Genomic DNA, 17,562 nt, shown 5'->3' with positions numbered 1-17,562 from the left:
TTCTAAAATCAGTGTAGCAATTTAAGCAGCTGTACCGCCAACAGTAAGCTCATCAATTTTAAGGCTTGGCTGACCCACGCCAACTGGCACACTTTGACCATCTTTGCCGCACACGCCAACGCCATTATCAAGTGATAAGTCATTACCTACCATTGAAATTTTGTGCATTACGTCTGGGCCGTTACCAATTAGGGTAGCCCCTTTGATTGGTTGCGTTACTTTACCATCTTTAATCAAATACGCCTCTGATGCAGAGAACACAAACTTGCCTGATGTAATATCAACTTGACCACCTGCAAAGTTCGTCGCGAAAATACCGTTTTCAACACTTTCTAAAATTTCTTGTTGCGTACTTTCACCCGCTAGCATGTACGTATTAGTCATACGCGGCATAGGTAAATGGGCATACGATTCGCGGCGACCGTTGCCTGTAGGCGCTACCCCCATTAAACGCGCATTTAGCTTATCTTGCATATACCCTTTCAGCACACCGTTTTCAATTAGCACGTTGTAACCTGCGGCAACACCTTCATCGTCAACATTTAAAGAACCTCGGCGATTATCTAGCGTACCGTCATCAACCACAGTACATAAACTAGAAGCCACTTGCTGTCCTACTTTACCACTGAATGCCGATGAACCTTTGCGGTTAAAGTCGCCCTCAAGGCCATGACCTACAGCTTCGTGTAGCAGCACACCAGGCCAGCCTCCACCGAGTACCACAGGCATAGTGCCTGCAGGCGCTTCAATTGCGGCAAGGTTAACATTTGCTAAACGCACAGCTTCGTCGGCATAGGTCATCCAACGTGGTTTGCCATCAACCATTTCATAAAAGTAACCATAGTCTAAACGCGCACCACCACCAGCACTGCCACGCTCACGTTTGCCATCTTGCTCAAGTAGTACCGATGCGTTTAAACGAATAAGCGGGCGCACATCAGTTGCAAATGTGCCGTCACTCGCGGCAATAAGCACTTCTTCATAAACCGCTGCCATTGAACACACAACTTGCGATGCATTTGGCGCAATTTTGCGAATATACGCATCAATCTGTTTTAGCAAATCAATTTTTTCGCCATCCGTTAAGCTGCTAATTGGCATAATCGGCTGAATAATTTGCTTATCAAGCTCTACCACCTGAATTTTGCTGGTGCTTAGTGCTGCACTATTTTTGTCAGCAACACTTCGTGCTGCCAAAGCAGCCTGAGTAATGGCATTTTTATTAATTGCGTCAGAATACGAGAAGCCGGTCTTTTCACCAGATACTGCTCTAACACCAACGCCACGCTCAATGTTGTAGCTGCCATCTTTTACAATGCCGTCTTCGAGCACCCAAGACTCATGATGACTTGATTGAAAATACAGATCAGCATAATCAATTTGGTGTTCTTGAATTAAAGACAAACTATCGAGCAAATCTTGGCGTGAAAGGCCGCTTTGCGCTAGTAAATGCTGTTCTACGTTATTGCTCATGTTTAAACTCATAATTAAATTGGTTATGTGACAACAGCGGCATTTTTTGCCTTACGTCTGTCAATTTATCCATATTGGGTAAGTATACGATATTGTTAGCTTCATCACCTAACATCGCCTCTATCTCACCCCAAGGTGAAATAATCACACTATGGCCATACGTTTGTCTGCCATTGTCATGTGTGCCTGTGGTTGCCGCAGCAACTAGGTATACTTGATTCTCAATCGCTCGCGCTTGTAGCAATGGCAACCAATGTGCCTTGCCAGTAGGTACGGTAAATGCCGATGGCACTAAAATAATCTCCGCTCCTAAAGCTCTAAGTGCACCAAACAAGCCCGGAAAGCGCATATCATAACAAACCGTTAAGCCTATTTTACCAAACGGTGTGTCAACTACGACTAAGTCTTTGCCGGCGATAGTGGTATTGGATTCACGATAATTTTGTTTTGCATCGTCAACATCCACATCGAATAAATGAATTTTGTTATAGCGTGCGACCACTTCACCTAACTGGTTAATCATTAAAGAAGCTGCATAATATTTTGCCCCTTCGGCGATTGGGATGGTGCCGGCACTTATCCAGACGTTAAACTGTTTTGCCAGCTGACATACTTCATCAATAAATGGCGCACTATTATTGGCAAATGCCATTAAGTCGTGGGCTTTGGCATCAAAACAAGCAAACCCTTCTGGCAAACAAACCAGCAAGGGATCATTTACATGCTCGCCGCGCAAGGCAATTAGCTGCTGGCGTAAATAATCCAAGTTGCTACTCGGTTTAGCGCTTACCGTCCATTGCAAAACAACAATCATTGATTTTGACCTTCTGTTTTATCAACTTTAGGTAGCTCATTTGGCATAGTTGCATCACTTAGCGGCACTATTTTCTTTTCAGCTGGCAACACATCTTGTTTGGGTGTACCAGGCAAAGTCGATTGTGGAATTTCAATTTCACGGCTCTTCTTGCCTTTTTCTGTAACAACTGGTTGCTCAAAGGTGCCTGTAATGGTGTATTCAATTTCAGAAATAACGCGCGCTGAATGCAGCACTTTATCTATCGCGAGTGCCGCTAAACCTGTTACAGGGTTTACCATCCAAGCAACAATTACTGGAATGCTTGAAGTCACCTCTGGCGCAACCCACATGGTGTAATCAATTTTTTGCGTATTGAGGTCTGCATAACCTTTGATGGTTAGATCTGCAGGCACACCATTTAGCTCAGTATCCTTGGTATACGCCACGCCCTTATCAACCTGCATACTGCCTTGCATGCTGTTGTAGAAAAATCCTTTGGCAAATACATCTCGAAAATCCAGCTTTAGCTTACGCACTAACGAATCTAGGCTTAACAATGAAAATACACGTGCTCCGCCATCGCTAATATCGGTAATATAGCCATCGCCTAAACGCCATTTTAAATCGCCAGAAAGCGACTGCGTATTAAACTGATAAGGCGTACCATACCAGTACAAATCGATATCGATTTCAGCGTTAGATTCTTTAATTGAGCTGGTGAGGTCAAATTCGTCGGTTAGCTCTCCGATATCCTTACTTACTAGCTTGCCGCTTAAGTTAGTTTTTTGTTTTTGCCAGCTGCCTTCACCGATAAATAAGTGCTTGCCTTTATCGACAGTCAACTTACTGATCAGCAAACCGTTATCAGCCGGATCTAAATCGAGCACGAGCTTATCTAGCTGATAGCTATCCACTTTACAATCGGCACAGTTAAATCGAATCGCCGGTAAATGGGTTAACCATTCATTGTCTTGTGGGCTACCAAAGTCATCAATTGGCTTTAAGCCAACACTAAGCTGTGGTTCTGCTTCTTCAGGTTTAAAGTTAAGCCGTAAATAATCCGCTTCAATAAACACAGGTCGCTGCGCAAGAATACGAGGAATACTCACTTCTGCGCGCACTTCTTTACCATTAATTTTCAGCTGGGTAGATTGCGCTAATGCGCTGAGATTTATCTCAAGATCATTAAACTCAATTTCCGATAGTGTCGCATAATCGATATTGGCATTTACCTCTTTTAACTTAGGAAATACGTGATTATCCGAAGTCGACTCGGTTGGTGTAGCAACCAAGTGGTCTATAAACGGGATCCACTCCACGATATCGGCTTTTGCAAGGGCTACCGTCACATCAAAGCCACTAGCGTTAATACCAAGATCGTTTTCACCGACGATTAAGTGTGCATTGCTTACCTTACCTAAGCGATTATCAACAATACTATTAAAATAGAGTTGCTGATTAATATTTGCTGTGATCAAGTTCGAGATTTCATCGCCTCTTACATTTAAGGTAAGGGGCCATACTTGATCACGTTTTTTACTATATGGCGCTGGTAATGCAGTATTTAAGCCTATTAAATCTGACGATGCACTGGCAGTATAATTAAACCCTTGTGGCTTTAGCTGCATATTAAACGCTATATCAAACGGCACAACACCACTCATGTAACCACTCATAATGCCTTGCGTATGCTTAACAATATCACTCACTTGCCAACTGGCATCGCCAGTCACTGACAGGTCGTAGTTTTCGCCTTGCTGCTTGCCTTGCAAATTAAACTTAAACGGCATATCGAGCCAGCTAGCCGTCGCATTTTTGAGCTGAATATCACTGTTGTCAAAGGTTAAAGTACCGGTAACCTTATCAAAAGGAATACCCGGCTTTGCAATAAAAATCGGGGTGTTTTTAAGGTCAACAGAACCACTAACACTTACTTCGCCCTTACTACTGCTTTTACTTAACGGTACTTGAATACGTGTTTTACCAAGTACCTTACCCTGCCCTTGCACGGTTTCAAGTACCGCACCAATAGAGTTATTTAGTGGTGTGGCTGCAAAGAAAGGCTGTAATTCTTGTGCTTTTTGCTGTGTTTCAATATCAACATTTAGCGTACTTGCATGTGATAAGTCGTCAATACTAACAACAACGCCATTACCTAACTGTAATCCAGCAAGTACTCCCTGCTGCGACACAATGTCCATGCGTTCATTTGAAAAAATTAAGTCAGCTTCAAGGTTAGTAATATCTGGCCACGATTGATTAAAATTAAATGTTGCGTCGGTCACTTTAGCGTCAACTAAAAAACGGCCGTTGTGCTCTTGAAATGGGAAGTCGCTTAGCTTGCCTTGCCACAATACCTTTGCCACATCTATTTTACCGCCTCGCAGTGAACGATTGAGGTAATCAATTGTGCCCTGCGGCATATAACCTCGTGGAAAATAATGACGCGCTTTAAGTACTTCTGGACCCTGCATCTCTGCATATAAACTAAGTTCACTTTGCTCAAATAAATTAAGGGAAAACTCTGCTGCGAAGGTCAGCTCATCATTATCTAACCAAATGGTGTCACTTTCGAGGGTCCAGCCTTGCGCCTGTTTTAGAAAATCAAGGTTAATGGTTAATTGCTTGTACGGAATAGCACGCGTAAACAGCTCGCCGGTCATGATGTAGTCTTCATTACCTTGCACTGACAACTTAGCTGCTGACTGATCGCCTACCAGCGTGAGCGATAAGTTTTGCACCCCAGGAATGCCGTTATAGTGCTGCCATGACAAATCGCGCACTGATGTAGTAAAGAAATAATCTTCTGGATTGTGATATTGCACATAAAGGTCTGAGACTGAGCCTTTTAGCAATAGCTGCTCAACAATTTTAGTTTGCTCAAAGGGGAGCAAAGGCGCTACATCACTTAATAATGCCAGTGGAAAGTCACGCCATTGCGTCGTAATGCGACCATTGTTGTAGTCAATTTTACCACCAAAGCTTGGCCATTGATTTTGATTAGCACCAATATCAAGTTCAGACGTTTCAAATCGCCAACCATCGTTGTGCGGTCGCACTCTTAGCGTACCTGCGTTGATTTGTAACGACTCTCTTTCGCTTGCTTGTTGCCAGCTAATCTCGCTTGGTTGCCAATCTAGTTGAATGTTTTCAACTTTAAACTCTTTAAATCGCGCCCATGCTTTAAAGTTAATATCGCTTTTAACCTGGGTAACGTCATCCGAAAGCACATCGCGCAACCAGCTGCTCGCATTTAGCTGCTTACTTTCAACAAATAAAGTACCAAAAGATTCAGAGAAATGTTCACCGTATAAATCGAGAATAATTTCTAATCGATTATCAGAAATACCCGGCAACGTGATGTAACCTACGCCTTGATGCTGATTGTTACGGTTTTGCCAAGTGACACGCTCAATAGCAATAACGCGCTTTTCATTGCGCTTGGTGTTAACTAAAAATTGGCTATCTTCTACAGCAAAGTGACCACTTTGCGCTAAAAATAGAGTTTCGAGTACATCGATTAAGTTAGCACCGTCGGTGCTTTCTTCACTGCTTGGGAAGGGCTGGGTTAAATCAACTTTGGCGTTAAGCCCTGACAACACAAAATAATTTGATACTAACCTGCGCTGCAGCACAGATTGCCACACATTAACATGCAAACGCGATTGTTCAACATAGAGTCCAAGAGCTAGTGGCTGGTTTTTGCCGAACGATACCTGATTAAGTACCAATGCGGGGCCTGTGTGCTCCCAACCAGCAGAAATAGAACCAATAGCGATACTAGTGCCAACTTGTTCGGTAATCAGTGCTTCAATTTCGGCTTTATAGTCATTAGCATAGGGCAAGCTGTATTTTAGCAACGACACAAGCACAGCGACCAGCACAAGGCTGATCGCGAATATTTGCCAAACTTTACGTAAACACCAAAAACAGGTGTGCCTTACTTTTTGCACTACATCATCACCACATCAAACTGCTCTTGATTATACAAGCTTTCCGTTTGAATACTGACTTGTTTCTTAATAAAAAGTTCAAGTTCAGCTAAGTTGTGATACTCATCATTTATCAGTGCCTCGCTCACAGCTGGCGAAGCGTAAACGACAAATTTAGTCGCATCGTAAGCACGATTAACACGCACAATTTCACGTAAAATTTCATAGCAAACAGTTTCAACTGTTTTAAGTGCGCCTCGCCCTTTACACACTGGGCACTCGCCACACAGAATATGCTCTAAACTCTCTCGCGTACGCTTACGCGTCATTTCTACTAAGCCTAGCGCTGAAAAACCGTTGATATTGGTTTTTGCACGATCAGGCGCCATAGCAACTTCTAAGCAATGAAGTACACGACGTTTATGCTCAGCACTGACCATATCAATAAAGTCAATAATGATAATGCCGCCTAAATTACGCAAACGTAATTGACGAGCAATCGCTTGAGTTGCTTCAATATTGGTATTAAAGATGGTTTCTTCAAGGTTACGATGACCAACAAACGCACCGGTGTTTACATCTACCGTTGTCATTGCTTCGGTCTGGTCAAATATTAAATAACCGCCCGATTTAAGCTCAACTTTACGTTCAAGAGCTCGTTGGATTTCATGTTCTACACTGAACAAATCAAAAATTGGACGTTCACCCGGATAATATTCCAGTGCTTTGGCAAGCTCTGGTACAAACTCTTCGGTAAACGCTGTGAGCTGCTGATAAGTGAGCTTTGAATCAACACGAATACGCTCCATGTCTTCACCGACATAATCACGCAGTGTGCGAAAAGCAAGGGTCAAGTCTTCGTGCAGAATCGATTCTTTACGCGTTTTTTTGCGTTTTTTTGCTATTTTATGCCACAGCTTTTTTAAGAATTTTGCATCGTGCTCTAATTCAGCTTCAGTTGCGCCTTCAGCTGCAGTGCGCACAATAAAGCCACCTTCCTGATCATGAAATGGCGCAACAATCTTTTTTAAACGCTCGCGCTCTTCTTCACTCTCAATACGCTGCGATACACCCACATGAGTGGCATCTGGCATAAATACTAAATAACGCGATGGAATCGTGATATCTGTCGTTAAACGCGCACCTTTAGTGCCAAGTGGATCTTTAACCACTTGCACCATAATAAACTGACCCTGCCTCACTAGTTCACGAATATCCTGAACTTTTTTGATCGGCTGATCATCCACGCCTTCGGCAATTGAGGTGCTATTTACAATATCAGATGCGTGTAAAAATGCGGCTTTTTCAAGACCTATATCAACAAACGCTGCTTGCATACCTGGTAACACGCGGCTCACTTTACCAAGGTAAATATTGCCAACAATACCAAGATTACCTTCACGCTCTAACTGTACTTCTTGCAGCACGCCGTTTTCAATTAATGCGACGCGACTTTCACTAGGGGTGACGTTAATTAATAACTCTGAGCTCATGCAAATTCCTTTAAAAATTGCGCCAATAATTGCTCGGTTTGATACAGTGGCAACCCCATAACGGCAAAGTAACTGCCATTAAGCTTAGTAACAAATCTACCTGCTCCACCTTGAATACCGTAGCTTCCTGCTTTATCAAATGGCTCGTTTGTTGCGCAATAATCGTTAATTTCTTGTTGTGACAACTTTTTAAATGTAACGTCAGTCACAACTAACTGCGACATTACCCCTTGCTGATTGGCAAATGCAATGGCGGTCATCACTTGATGGGTTTGACCTGACAATGACGAAAGGGTAGCAATTGCATCAGCCAAATCGGCTGGTTTACCTAACACCGTATCGTTTAATACCACCACAGTGTCAGAACCCAATACAGGACAATTGTGAGCAGCTAATTTTACACCTGCTAACGCTTTTTCTTCTGCAAGGCGACAAACAAACTGCTCAGCTGATTCGCCTGTTTGTTGTGTTTCATCAATATCTGTTGCGAACTGCTCAAACTCAACATGCAGTTGAGCAAGCAGTTGTTTGCGTCTGGGAGAAGCAGACGCTAAATAAATTTTAGTCAAAATTAGCGTATCCTAAAGTGACGTCGATATTTTCTTAGCAGTAAAAACAACCACGGCCACGCCAATGCACCCGTTAAAACCGGCCATAAATATTGTGGTAAAAAATAAATATCGAGTAAAAAGTGATTCAGCCAAAACACCAAAAGATAATAAAGCGCCAAAAATAACGCCACTAACATCGCTTGCTGCCAAACACTAAAATTACGAATTTTCTGGTAATTACTTGCCGTAATATAAATCACAATTGAGTAAGTAAGTGATCGCACACCTAGTGGAGAACCTAGCGCTAAGTCAATAATCAGGCCGGCCATCCAAGCAAAACCTATGTTTACCCTATGGGGTAAAGCGATAGACCAATACATAATTACCAACAACACTAAGTCTGGGCGATACATTTCAAATGCAATTGGCAATGGCATTAATGCAACTACTAAAGAAACAAATACCGAAAGTAAAATAAATCCTAAATGCCTAGTCATTGGCCACCTCATTACGCCAAAGCAAAATCAGCAAACGAATGCGGTCAAGTTCGGCAATTGGACTGGCATAGACTTCAGAAAAAGGCCTACCCTCGTTACGATTAATACTGGTTACAGTGGCGACCGGATAGCCTTCAGGAAACACGCCACCCAACCCCGAACTCACCAGTACATCGCCAATACGAATATCCATGCTATGTGGCACATGAGATAATTTAAGCTGATCAATTTTACCAATACCTTCCACCACAGTGCGTACATTATTGCGCAATACACGCACAGGCGTAGCGTGTTGCGTATCGGTGATTAATAACACTCGACTCGTCGTGCTGCCAACCTGAGTCACTTGACCAACAATGCCTTTGTCATCAATCACCGCGAGGCTTTCTTTTACATCATCAAGTAAACCGCGATTAATTAACACCTGATGGCTGTATGGGTTGGAATGAACTGATAAAACCTGAGCAACCAGCTTACGTTCTTCAAGTTTATTTGAAGAGCCGAGCAAGGCTCTTAGCTTTTGGTTTTCGAGTTGTAAGAACTCATATTGCTGCAATTTTTGATTTTGCACCAATTGTGCTTCGCGTAGAGCATCGTTCTCAACCATTAAACGCTGGTGAGAAGAAAGATTTTTACTGCCTTCGCGGAACATTTCATAAGGGAGGTTTGCAAGGTAAAACAAAGGGCTAACTATGGTGTTTAAGCTAGCCCTTACTTTGGAACCGCCATCGGTGTAGCGATCGCCGATAATCAGCACCACACTCAATACGATGGCAATTACCAAACGTAATTGCAACGAGGTATTTCTACCAAAAATTAAATTCATTGCGCCCTCAAAGAGCAGTAAAACAAGTGTATCTAGCTACTTAATCGTAGCTAAATACATCACCACCGTGCATATCAATCATTTCAAGTGCTTTACCACCGCCACGCGCTACGCAGGTTAATGGATCTTCCGCAACAACAACTGGAATGCCCGTCTCTTCCATTAATAAACGGTCAAGATCTTTTAGCAATGCACCACCACCGGTTAATACCATACCGTGTGCTGAAATATCAGAAGCAAGTTCAGGTGGAGATTGCTCTAGCGCAACCATTACCGCACTGACAATACCTTGTAACGGTTCTTGTAGTGCTTCTAGTATTTCACTTGAATTTAGCGTGAATGAGCGCGGCACACCTTCAGCAAGATTGCGACCACGTACTTCAATTTCTTTTATTTCTTCGCCATTAAATGCAGAACCAATTTCATGTTTAATGCGTTCAGCGGTTGCTTCACCAATTAAACTACCGAAATTACGACGTACATAGTTAATAATTGCTTCATCGAACTTATCACCACCAATTCGAACTGACGATGAGTAAACAATACCGTTTAAAGAGATAATAGCGACTTCAGTTGTACCACCACCAATATCAACAACCATTGAACCAGTTGCTTCAGATACCGGTAAACCAGCACCAATCGCAGCGGCCATTGGTTCTTCAATTAGGTAAACTTCGCGCGCACCTGCACCCATTGCTGATTCACGAATCGCACGTTTTTCAACTTGTGTTGCACCACACGGTACACACACTAAAACACGTGGACTTGGACGTAAGAAGTTATTGTTGTGCACTTGTTTAATAAAGTGCTGTAACATTTTTTCGGTTACGTAAAAGTCGGCAATAACGCCGTCTTTCATTGGGCGAATGGCTTTGATATTACCAGGTGTACGGCCAAGCATTTGTTTTGCTTCTTGGCCTACTGATGCAACACTTTTAGGGCCACCTGGTTTGTCGTGGCGAATTGCCACAACCGATGGTTCATTTAAAACAATGCCCTGATCTTTCACATAGATAAGTGTATTGGCAGTTCCGAGATCGATTGATAAATCGTTAGAAAAAAGACCACGTAATTTTTTAAACATGGAACTGGGGTATCCTTGTAACGTATGACGTTCAGTTTTATTTTAAATCGAATAACTAAACGCTCAAATAATAAATATAAAGTGTCTAGCGCTCACGCACTAAACGAAAACCGATGTAATTAGCACGAAAATCCGTTGCTAAAATTAGGCGTGTCGACGCTCGCGCTAAGGTAGGTGCAAAATTCCATGCACCGCCACGAATCGCAACATCAGAACGACCAGCCGTTTTTTGGGTCCACTCCCACACATTACCAACGGTGTCATAAACGCCAAAACGGTTAGCGCTAAACGACCCTACAGGTGCTGGGCTCTGATTTGACCACTCACTACCACACCAACCACAATTAGCTAAGTTATTGCCAATATCATTACCCCAAGGGTAATCGGTTTTAGTGCCGGCACGTGCCGCATATTCCCACTCCACCTCAGTTGGCAGACGATATTCATTGCCTGTTTTTTCACTTAACCAATCAGCATACGCTTTGGCATCTGAGTAAGTTAAGCACACAACTGGAAAATTATCTTTTTGCTCGTAGCCTGGGTTTTGCCAATTAAGCGACGCTTCCCACACTGGCTCACCATTTAAATAGTAAGCACAGCCTTGGCCACTTTCTGCTTCTGTTTTATAAGCAGTATCAGCAACAAATTCGTTGTATTCGCCTACTGTTACTTCTTTCTCGTTCATCGCGTACGAATCACTCAGGATCTTTTTAACAATAGGTTGCTCGTTTGCTAAACCGTTACCGGTTAAATCACCCATTTCAAACTCGCCTGCGGGGATCACAATCATGCCAGCTGAATTTGCAATCGTGCTGCGAGTTGAAAGGCTTGGTGTTGACGTTGTTTGGCGAGTACGCGTTTGATTATAGTTAGACTGAGTAATCGTCTCTTTTCTTAAATTTGCGCGTAATGTTTGCGAGCGTTTTAAATTAATATTTCGCGTATAGGTTTGATAACCTTGTTTACGAATTTCAATATCATAGCTGCCTGATGGCAATGACACATCTAAGCGAGTAGAGCCGTAACTCACGCCATTTATAAACACTTCATCATCGCGCACGTTAGAACGCAATGTGAGCTGGAACAATCGCTCCTTTTTTGGCGTATTTACCTCTACCGTATCACGGTTAGTTACCATGCTTGCTGATGATGGTGCGCTTTTATTATCTTTAAAACGCACTACTGGTTCATCGTAGCTTGCACTTATAACTGGCTGATAGACATTGGGAATTGCAGAACCATAGTCAGAACAGAAGCTATTATCTAGATTAAGCAAGTTACATAAACGGCTGGCGTTTACTTCGCCGCGCATGGTTACGCTTAGGTTGGTATTATAATTACCTTGCCCACTAAATGAGCTGTTAACCACATGACTGCTTAATACTTGAACCTGTGCACCTGACATATTGCGCTTTGGTTCAACCACTCTCTGCTCGGTAATATTGGCAAAAATTTGATCCATAAAGCGTTTTGTGGCTTTTTGTAAACCTTGTGATTGACCACGTTGCTCACACGCCGCCAGCGTTTCTGTACGCTTACAGTTTACTGTGTGATTCACTTCAACAGTGCCTTCACGGGTAAACTCATTACGTAAACGCTCAACACGTGCGGTATTTTTTTGCTGCTTTAAGCTTTCGAGGGTGTTAACTAAGGTATGTTTTGAAACGCGGATTGCTTCAATATCTTTGCGATGAGATGAAATCGCTACAAGCTGTAGGTCTATATCATCTTTATTTTGCTTTAGATCCGCAATCGCTTTTTGGTAGCGCGTTTGCGCCGCACTAATATCCAATGTTGGGTCTTCAATTAAACGGCGATACAAATCATTCATCGCGTCTAATGATTGGTTGCGTTCTTTCTCTAACGAAATAGAACGTGAACGAAGTAATTCCAATTGCTCTTGCAATTGTTTTTCTTGTTTTAGATGTTTATCTAAAACACCAGATAACTCTTTGAATTCAGACTGCTTAATATCTATTTCAGCTTGAATGCTTGATACTGTATTAGTGTCTTGTCCATGTGCTTGCCATGTAAATAGGCTAAGCGAGATCACCAATGACAAAGGTGCTAGTCGCATATAATTATTCCCAAAACGGCCGATTTTTGGTTTTCTTGTTTTCGTTTTTATCGTAAGGGCACTTGCCCTAATGCTTTATGCTATTTTTTTGTCATGCAAAACACAAGCTTTGTCTTACCTTAAATGGCAAATTTTCAATTAAAAAGTAAAACTAAAGGTTGTTGTTGTTTGTTTAATAATTCAGCCGAACAATAAAACCACTTTAATTAAGGCGAAAATAATAAAATTTAGTGACCTAAAGTAAGTTATTTTATACGCAAGAAAGAAGCTGCTTTAATCTCACAGTCCGAGGGGCCATAAAAATTTATTTCACTCCAGCATTTCATTCACTTGGAACAAAAATAGCGTTGCAAAGCTCAAAAGATATTAGTTTTCTCGCCAGTAAATTACGCGGTCATTTCCTCTAAAACGACCAAACTGTAGCACTGCATTAGGATTATCGTTGACATCGTTATAGTTGCCATCGTTATTCCAATCAAACTGTAACCACTTTTCTGGGCTTACGTAATCAACATTATAAGTACGCTGCTCTGTTGGCGTTGGTGGAGTCAAGAATAATTCTCGACCCGATTTATAGATACCTGCGGCAAAACTATCACTCAAATTGCCTTCGAGTGGTTGGTTATCTTCAATCACTAAATTAGCAAAACTATATGCGCTACAAGAATCTGACGTATTAACTACAAAGTTAGCGCCATCCCAATATTCAACTTTCATTGGAATTTGTAGCGGTTCATATTCACTGCCATAGTTATTGCTAAGTGTTAACCGACCAAAGCGCATTTCTATCGGCGAAATAATTTCAACACCGCCAATTACATTAGTGTTAATAGCGCGACTATCGGCTGTACCAGCAAGTTGATTAGCATTTTGATTTAAATCGTTGAGTACTTTGCCATCCGAGTCGGTTAAACGCACTAATGGAATCACTTGCGTCATTGGAATTGACGGCGCACTATCACGCTCTAACGTGGCATTGTTTACATTCACCACATACAAACCTTGCTGCCAGTCGACACCATCATCAGCACTCAAACTGTAACGCGGCGCAAGTTGTGTTGCCGATTTATAATTCGCAGCATCATCATTTTCAATTAAGTTTTCAATGCTCGCTTTGACAAAGTTAAGCTTACTATTTGCATTATAAGTGTAATTGTACAAGCGGTTACCTAATACATCTTGCGCTGCAATGGTGTAACTCAATTCATCAAACGGCTGGCTGTAATAGGTAAAACTATTGCAAGCACTTGTCAGTGTTTGCTCTGTCATTCCAAATTGCGCAGGGATAAAGCGCCCTACATTGGCTTTCCTGCCAGAGATAGCTCCGCCACCACTATGATTCAAGTAATTACTGCTCGAAAGGTTAGCAAGCAGCTCAATAATCCCTACTTCATTAAATTTTGCATCAGTGATCGTCGCGACACCCGATACAAAACCATTTGCCGGCACAGCATTAGGCGATAACACACCGTCAATACCCGCTTGCGGCGCCTGTAAGTTATGCGTTAACGCGACGGCTCCTGTGATATCAGCGCTTCGAAAATTACGAGTTATCGCACCATTGGCATTGTGAGCCTCGACTTGAATAGTAAAATCTTCCGACGCCATTTTAAATACAGGATCTTCCGCATCAGACGCGTTAGGATCTCCTGTTACAGTGATGTTAAACCTTTCAGGACGCACCACATAATTATTATTACTGGTATCAGTTAAATTCGCTCCATTAGGTGCTGATGCAAATGCCGACAAACTAATTCTACCGGCATCAAGATAATTTAACGTCAAATTCGCTTTGTAGTTATTAGTTGGATCAAAATTAACGGTAACAGGTGTGTTGTTTGTTACTGGCGTATTATTTACAGTAAACGCCATCGATGAAGGGCTACTTGGTTGTACAAAGTTGTTAGTAAAGTTAACTGTTTGTGCACCGCTAAAAATATTTTCACACGCGCCTGTATTATCGTTTTTTCTTACCGCCATTAATTCAGCGCTATACGGCACACCAGATATTTGATCGCTAATGGCACTGATTTTAAGTCCCGTATCCAAAAATTGGGTATAACAATTAGCAAGCGACACTTCATTTGCACCGACAAAACATCTAAACCCTGAGCTCGGATTCGTTATGTTAGTGTTGAGCGCGTAATTAATGGTACTTGCTTGGGTGTTATTTAAGCTGATATTTGCTCGACCATTTACCGTAAATGGGTTACTTGGCGACCAACTTAACGCGCCACCACCTGAAGTAGAAAGCGATACAGTAGCTGGGTTTGGATAATAGCTACTGCAGGTATCGTCAGCACATGCCTCAATTGTCATGGTTTCAGCTTCGCATGTTAACCCCGTATTATCACTTAGCGTAAGGCGATAATGGTCAACACTTGGCGCATTGTCACACGTGCGTACCGTATTCATATCACTCAAAATTTCAGACTGTTGTAACGCACGTGAGTAAATTCTTACTTCATCAAGCTTACCTTTAAAATAACGATCGCTGCGAATACCGCCACACTGTGTTGAAGTATTCGTGCCTACATCAACGCCAATAAAAAACTTACATGGTGAATCAGCTAACCCATCGCTGTAACTACGCGAGGCATCGGCAATTCCATTAATGTACATAATTTGCGAACCAGATCTGTAAACAACAGCAACATGAGTCCATTGATTCAGCGGTACAGTGCGCGAGCTGGTAAATGAACGAGATTGCCTAGATGCGTTTTGCCACCACCAGAATAGTCGATTATTTGAATCTAAATGGAATTCAAAGTGCTCATCTTTAGATACTAAACTACGCAGGCCACCGCGATTTTCGGTGGGATAAACCCAGGTACTTACTGTTAGTTCTTGATAGTTAAAATCACCACTGTCATCAACTGATGCGTAGTTGGTTCCATCAAATTCTGCATATTCACATGTGCTTTGGCTGCCTATGGTGTTTGCCGGGCCAGGTGAGCTTATTGAAAACGAAGGACTTCCCGACGGACTTAAATCATGAGGATCATTTAAATTGGCATCTAAAAAATCACTATCGAGCTGCCACCAACCATTGGCATCGCAATATTGTTCGCGCGCGGCTCCATCCCAGCCTAAGCCTTGGTTTTGATTTTGATAGATGGTTTGAATTTGTGTCTCACCAATCGCTTTATCAAAAATCAGTAGTTCATCAACTAAGCCACGAAAGCGCTGGCTAGCATCAAAGCCACCGCCCAAGTTATCTTGTTCTTGTCCTAACATTAAGTAATTAATGTTTAATGAGCCATTACTGTGATTTGATACACAGCCTTGTTGCTGCCCATTAACAAAAAAGCACGACGTTGAACCATCACGACGCCAAACAAAATGTCGCCAAACATTATCTGAAAAGTTTGGAATGCTAATGCGAGAGGCGCGATCTTGTTTAATCCAAGGCTCAAATAATGTACTGCTTGGATGCCACCAAATTAATTCATTAGCATTATTATTGTTACGCGCACCAGAAATTAATACTTGGCTACCTGAAAAACGACTTTTAACCCACGCCGAAATAGTAAACTCTCTGCCACTGAGTAAATCCTCATCAATATCAATTCGTGCATTGCTAATACCGTCATCAAAAAATGCGGCATTACAAATTTTGCCTTCTGCGGGTTGAATATTAAAAGGTGTGCCATGTTCACTGTTAATTGATTCTATTACTTGGTTATTTACACCGCTTAACCATGAAAATTCATCAAAACGAAATTCCGCGATAGGTGACTCATTTGGGTCAACCATTGTCGCACCACAAATACCCGTAAAATTATTTAATATACTTGGTGCAACGTAGCTTACTTCTGCATTGCTACCTACACTAACCGACGCGCCTGATGTAAGCGCGCCTTCGAATTCAGCACCAAATGCAAGATCTATATGGCTTTGCGAATAAACAAATCCGCCAAACTCAACATTATTGGCTGTTGAAACACTGCCAGCTACGTAAATAATTAAATCGTCTGGGCGCGGTACATCAATATCACTAAAAATAGATAAAGATCCTCTTACAACTATTCGTGTTGGCCCGGTAACACGTAAGTTTGGACGGTTAAGCGATAAAGAACCAGTAAATAAATAGTCGCCAGAGAGCTTACCGTTCCTTGGAATACTGGTTTGAGGGTTAAATAAACTTGGTTCTTGAATGGTTTCAGCATTCGTGCCCGAAGCGATACACTTTGAACCACACGCATCAGGGTTATTATCTAGCAAATTGGTCGTAACAATTACACTATTTGCTTGGCCACTAATCTCTGCACCATTTCTAATAATTGCACTGCCGGTATTAAACGTTGCAATTCCTGAAGGAAATACATCTTCACAGGCAGGTAAATTTGCCCAAACTAAATTAGGAATCAACAGCATTAGGTAGAAAAAGCTAGTTAAGTGTTTTTGCTTCAACATTGATACTTCTCTGCGTTGTCCACTGGCCAGAATCACAACTTACTGTACTGATAATCCGATACACAGTCACCGTAGAGGTTGGAGAATTTGCATCCGCCACATTATTTACCGAACTACATGACAGCTCTAAAAATTGGCAATTTTCCATATACTTAGTTGCATTAAAATGGTTTGGCGGCACATCAGCATTACATACGCCGTTTGGCGCATTGAGTGGAAACAACTGTGTGAGCTTCCACTCAACACCACTTTGCGCTGACAAAAACGCTTTAGAGCCATAATACTCTACCGCATTTGATTGCGCGCCCCCTTCAATAACACGGGTAAGCGCTAATCCGAGTGCCAACAATACAATAGCAACAAATAACGATGTAATTAATAAACTGCCTTGCTGTTTAAACCTTAACGTCATACATT

General features: G+C 42.1%; 11 protein-coding genes. All 11 read right to left on the bottom strand.

Annotated features, from left to right (window positions below; translation table 11 throughout):
- Positions 1-21: 21 nt before the first annotated feature.
- Entirely contained in the window at positions 22-1,473 is a 1,452-nt protein-coding gene (gene tldD, locus ACXAFE_RS01595) for a metalloprotease TldD (RefSeq protein ID WP_475147622.1), read from the bottom strand.
- On the bottom strand, positions 1,463-2,287 hold the full coding sequence (locus tag ACXAFE_RS01590; protein ID WP_475147619.1) for a carbon-nitrogen hydrolase family protein: 825 nt from the start codon (positions 2,285-2,287) through the stop codon (positions 1,463-1,465). Before ACXAFE_RS01590 ends, tldD begins: the two co-directional genes overlap by 11 nt.
- Complete coding sequence (locus ACXAFE_RS01585) at positions 2,284-6,222, bottom strand: YhdP family protein (protein ID WP_475147616.1); 3,939 nt, start codon at positions 6,220-6,222, stop codon at positions 2,284-2,286. The genes ACXAFE_RS01590 and ACXAFE_RS01585 overlap by 4 nt, the downstream gene beginning before the upstream one ends.
- Positions 6,222-7,694, bottom strand: coding sequence for a ribonuclease G (rng, locus tag ACXAFE_RS01580; RefSeq protein ID WP_475147613.1), 1,473 nt, complete (start codon positions 7,692-7,694; stop codon positions 6,222-6,224). Before rng ends, ACXAFE_RS01585 begins: the two co-directional genes overlap by 1 nt.
- Positions 7,691-8,266: a Maf family protein gene (locus ACXAFE_RS01575; RefSeq protein WP_475153581.1), complete on the bottom strand. Its 576-nt coding sequence runs from the start codon at positions 8,264-8,266 to the stop codon at positions 7,691-7,693. The genes rng and ACXAFE_RS01575 overlap by 4 nt, the downstream gene beginning before the upstream one ends.
- Positions 8,266-8,742 carry a rod shape-determining protein MreD gene (gene mreD, locus ACXAFE_RS01570; protein WP_054978936.1) on the bottom strand — a complete coding sequence of 159 codons (477 nt, stop codon included), beginning with the start codon at positions 8,740-8,742 and terminating at the stop codon, positions 8,266-8,268. The genes ACXAFE_RS01575 and mreD overlap by 1 nt, the downstream gene beginning before the upstream one ends.
- Positions 8,735-9,568, bottom strand: a complete 834-nt coding sequence (gene mreC, locus ACXAFE_RS01565) for a rod shape-determining protein MreC (RefSeq protein ID WP_054978937.1) — start codon at positions 9,566-9,568, stop codon at positions 8,735-8,737. The genes mreD and mreC overlap by 8 nt, the downstream gene beginning before the upstream one ends.
- Positions 9,569-9,608: 40 nt before the next feature.
- Positions 9,609-10,652 carry a rod shape-determining protein gene (locus ACXAFE_RS01560; protein ID WP_475147605.1) on the bottom strand — a complete coding sequence of 348 codons (1,044 nt, stop codon included), beginning with the start codon at positions 10,650-10,652 and terminating at the stop codon, positions 9,609-9,611.
- 85 nt (positions 10,653-10,737) lie between these two features.
- On the bottom strand, positions 10,738-12,729 hold the full coding sequence (locus ACXAFE_RS01555; RefSeq protein ID WP_010561192.1) for an SUMF1/EgtB/PvdO family nonheme iron enzyme: 1,992 nt from the start codon (positions 12,727-12,729) through the stop codon (positions 10,738-10,740).
- A 366-nt stretch (positions 12,730-13,095) separates the two neighbouring features.
- On the bottom strand, positions 13,096-17,145 hold the full coding sequence (locus ACXAFE_RS01550; protein WP_475147601.1) for a DUF6701 domain-containing protein: 4,050 nt from the start codon (positions 17,143-17,145) through the stop codon (positions 13,096-13,098).
- Positions 17,120-17,557: an agglutinin biogenesis protein MshP gene (locus ACXAFE_RS01545; RefSeq protein WP_475147598.1), complete on the bottom strand. Its 438-nt coding sequence runs from the start codon at positions 17,555-17,557 to the stop codon at positions 17,120-17,122. Before ACXAFE_RS01545 ends, ACXAFE_RS01550 begins: the two co-directional genes overlap by 26 nt.
- Between the last annotated feature and the right edge of the window lie 5 nt (positions 17,558-17,562).

Source organism: Pseudoalteromonas sp. ABV4_021, assembly GCF_056159365.1.
The sequence above is the reverse complement of the archived record's forward strand: the minus strand, read 5'-3'. Positions and strand labels throughout refer to the sequence as shown.

Excerpts from the sequence above, each read along its gene's own strand:
- tldD (WP_475147622.1), bottom strand. The coding sequence starts at position 1,473 with ATGAGCAATAACGTAGAACAGCATTTACTAGCGCAAAGCGGCCTTTCA.
- ACXAFE_RS01590 (WP_475147619.1), bottom strand. The coding sequence starts at position 2,287 with ATGATTGTTGTTTTGCAATGGACGGTAAGCGCTAAACCGAGTAGCAAC.
- rng (WP_475147613.1), bottom strand. The coding sequence starts at position 7,694 with ATGAGCTCAGAGTTATTAATTAACGTCACCCCTAGTGAAAGTCGCGTC.
- mreD (WP_054978936.1), bottom strand. The coding sequence starts at position 8,742 with ATGACTAGGCATTTAGGATTTATTTTACTTTCGGTATTTGTTTCTTTA.
- mreC (WP_054978937.1), bottom strand. The coding sequence starts at position 9,568 with ATGAATTTAATTTTTGGTAGAAATACCTCGTTGCAATTACGTTTGGTA.
- ACXAFE_RS01560 (WP_475147605.1), bottom strand. The coding sequence starts at position 10,652 with ATGTTTAAAAAATTACGTGGTCTTTTTTCTAACGATTTATCAATCGAT.
- ACXAFE_RS01555 (WP_010561192.1), bottom strand. The coding sequence starts at position 12,729 with ATGCGACTAGCACCTTTGTCATTGGTGATCTCGCTTAGCCTATTTACA.
- ACXAFE_RS01550 (WP_475147601.1), bottom strand. The coding sequence starts at position 17,145 with ATGTTGAAGCAAAAACACTTAACTAGCTTTTTCTACCTAATGCTGTTG.
- ACXAFE_RS01545 (WP_475147598.1), bottom strand. The coding sequence starts at position 17,557 with ATGACGTTAAGGTTTAAACAGCAAGGCAGTTTATTAATTACATCGTTA.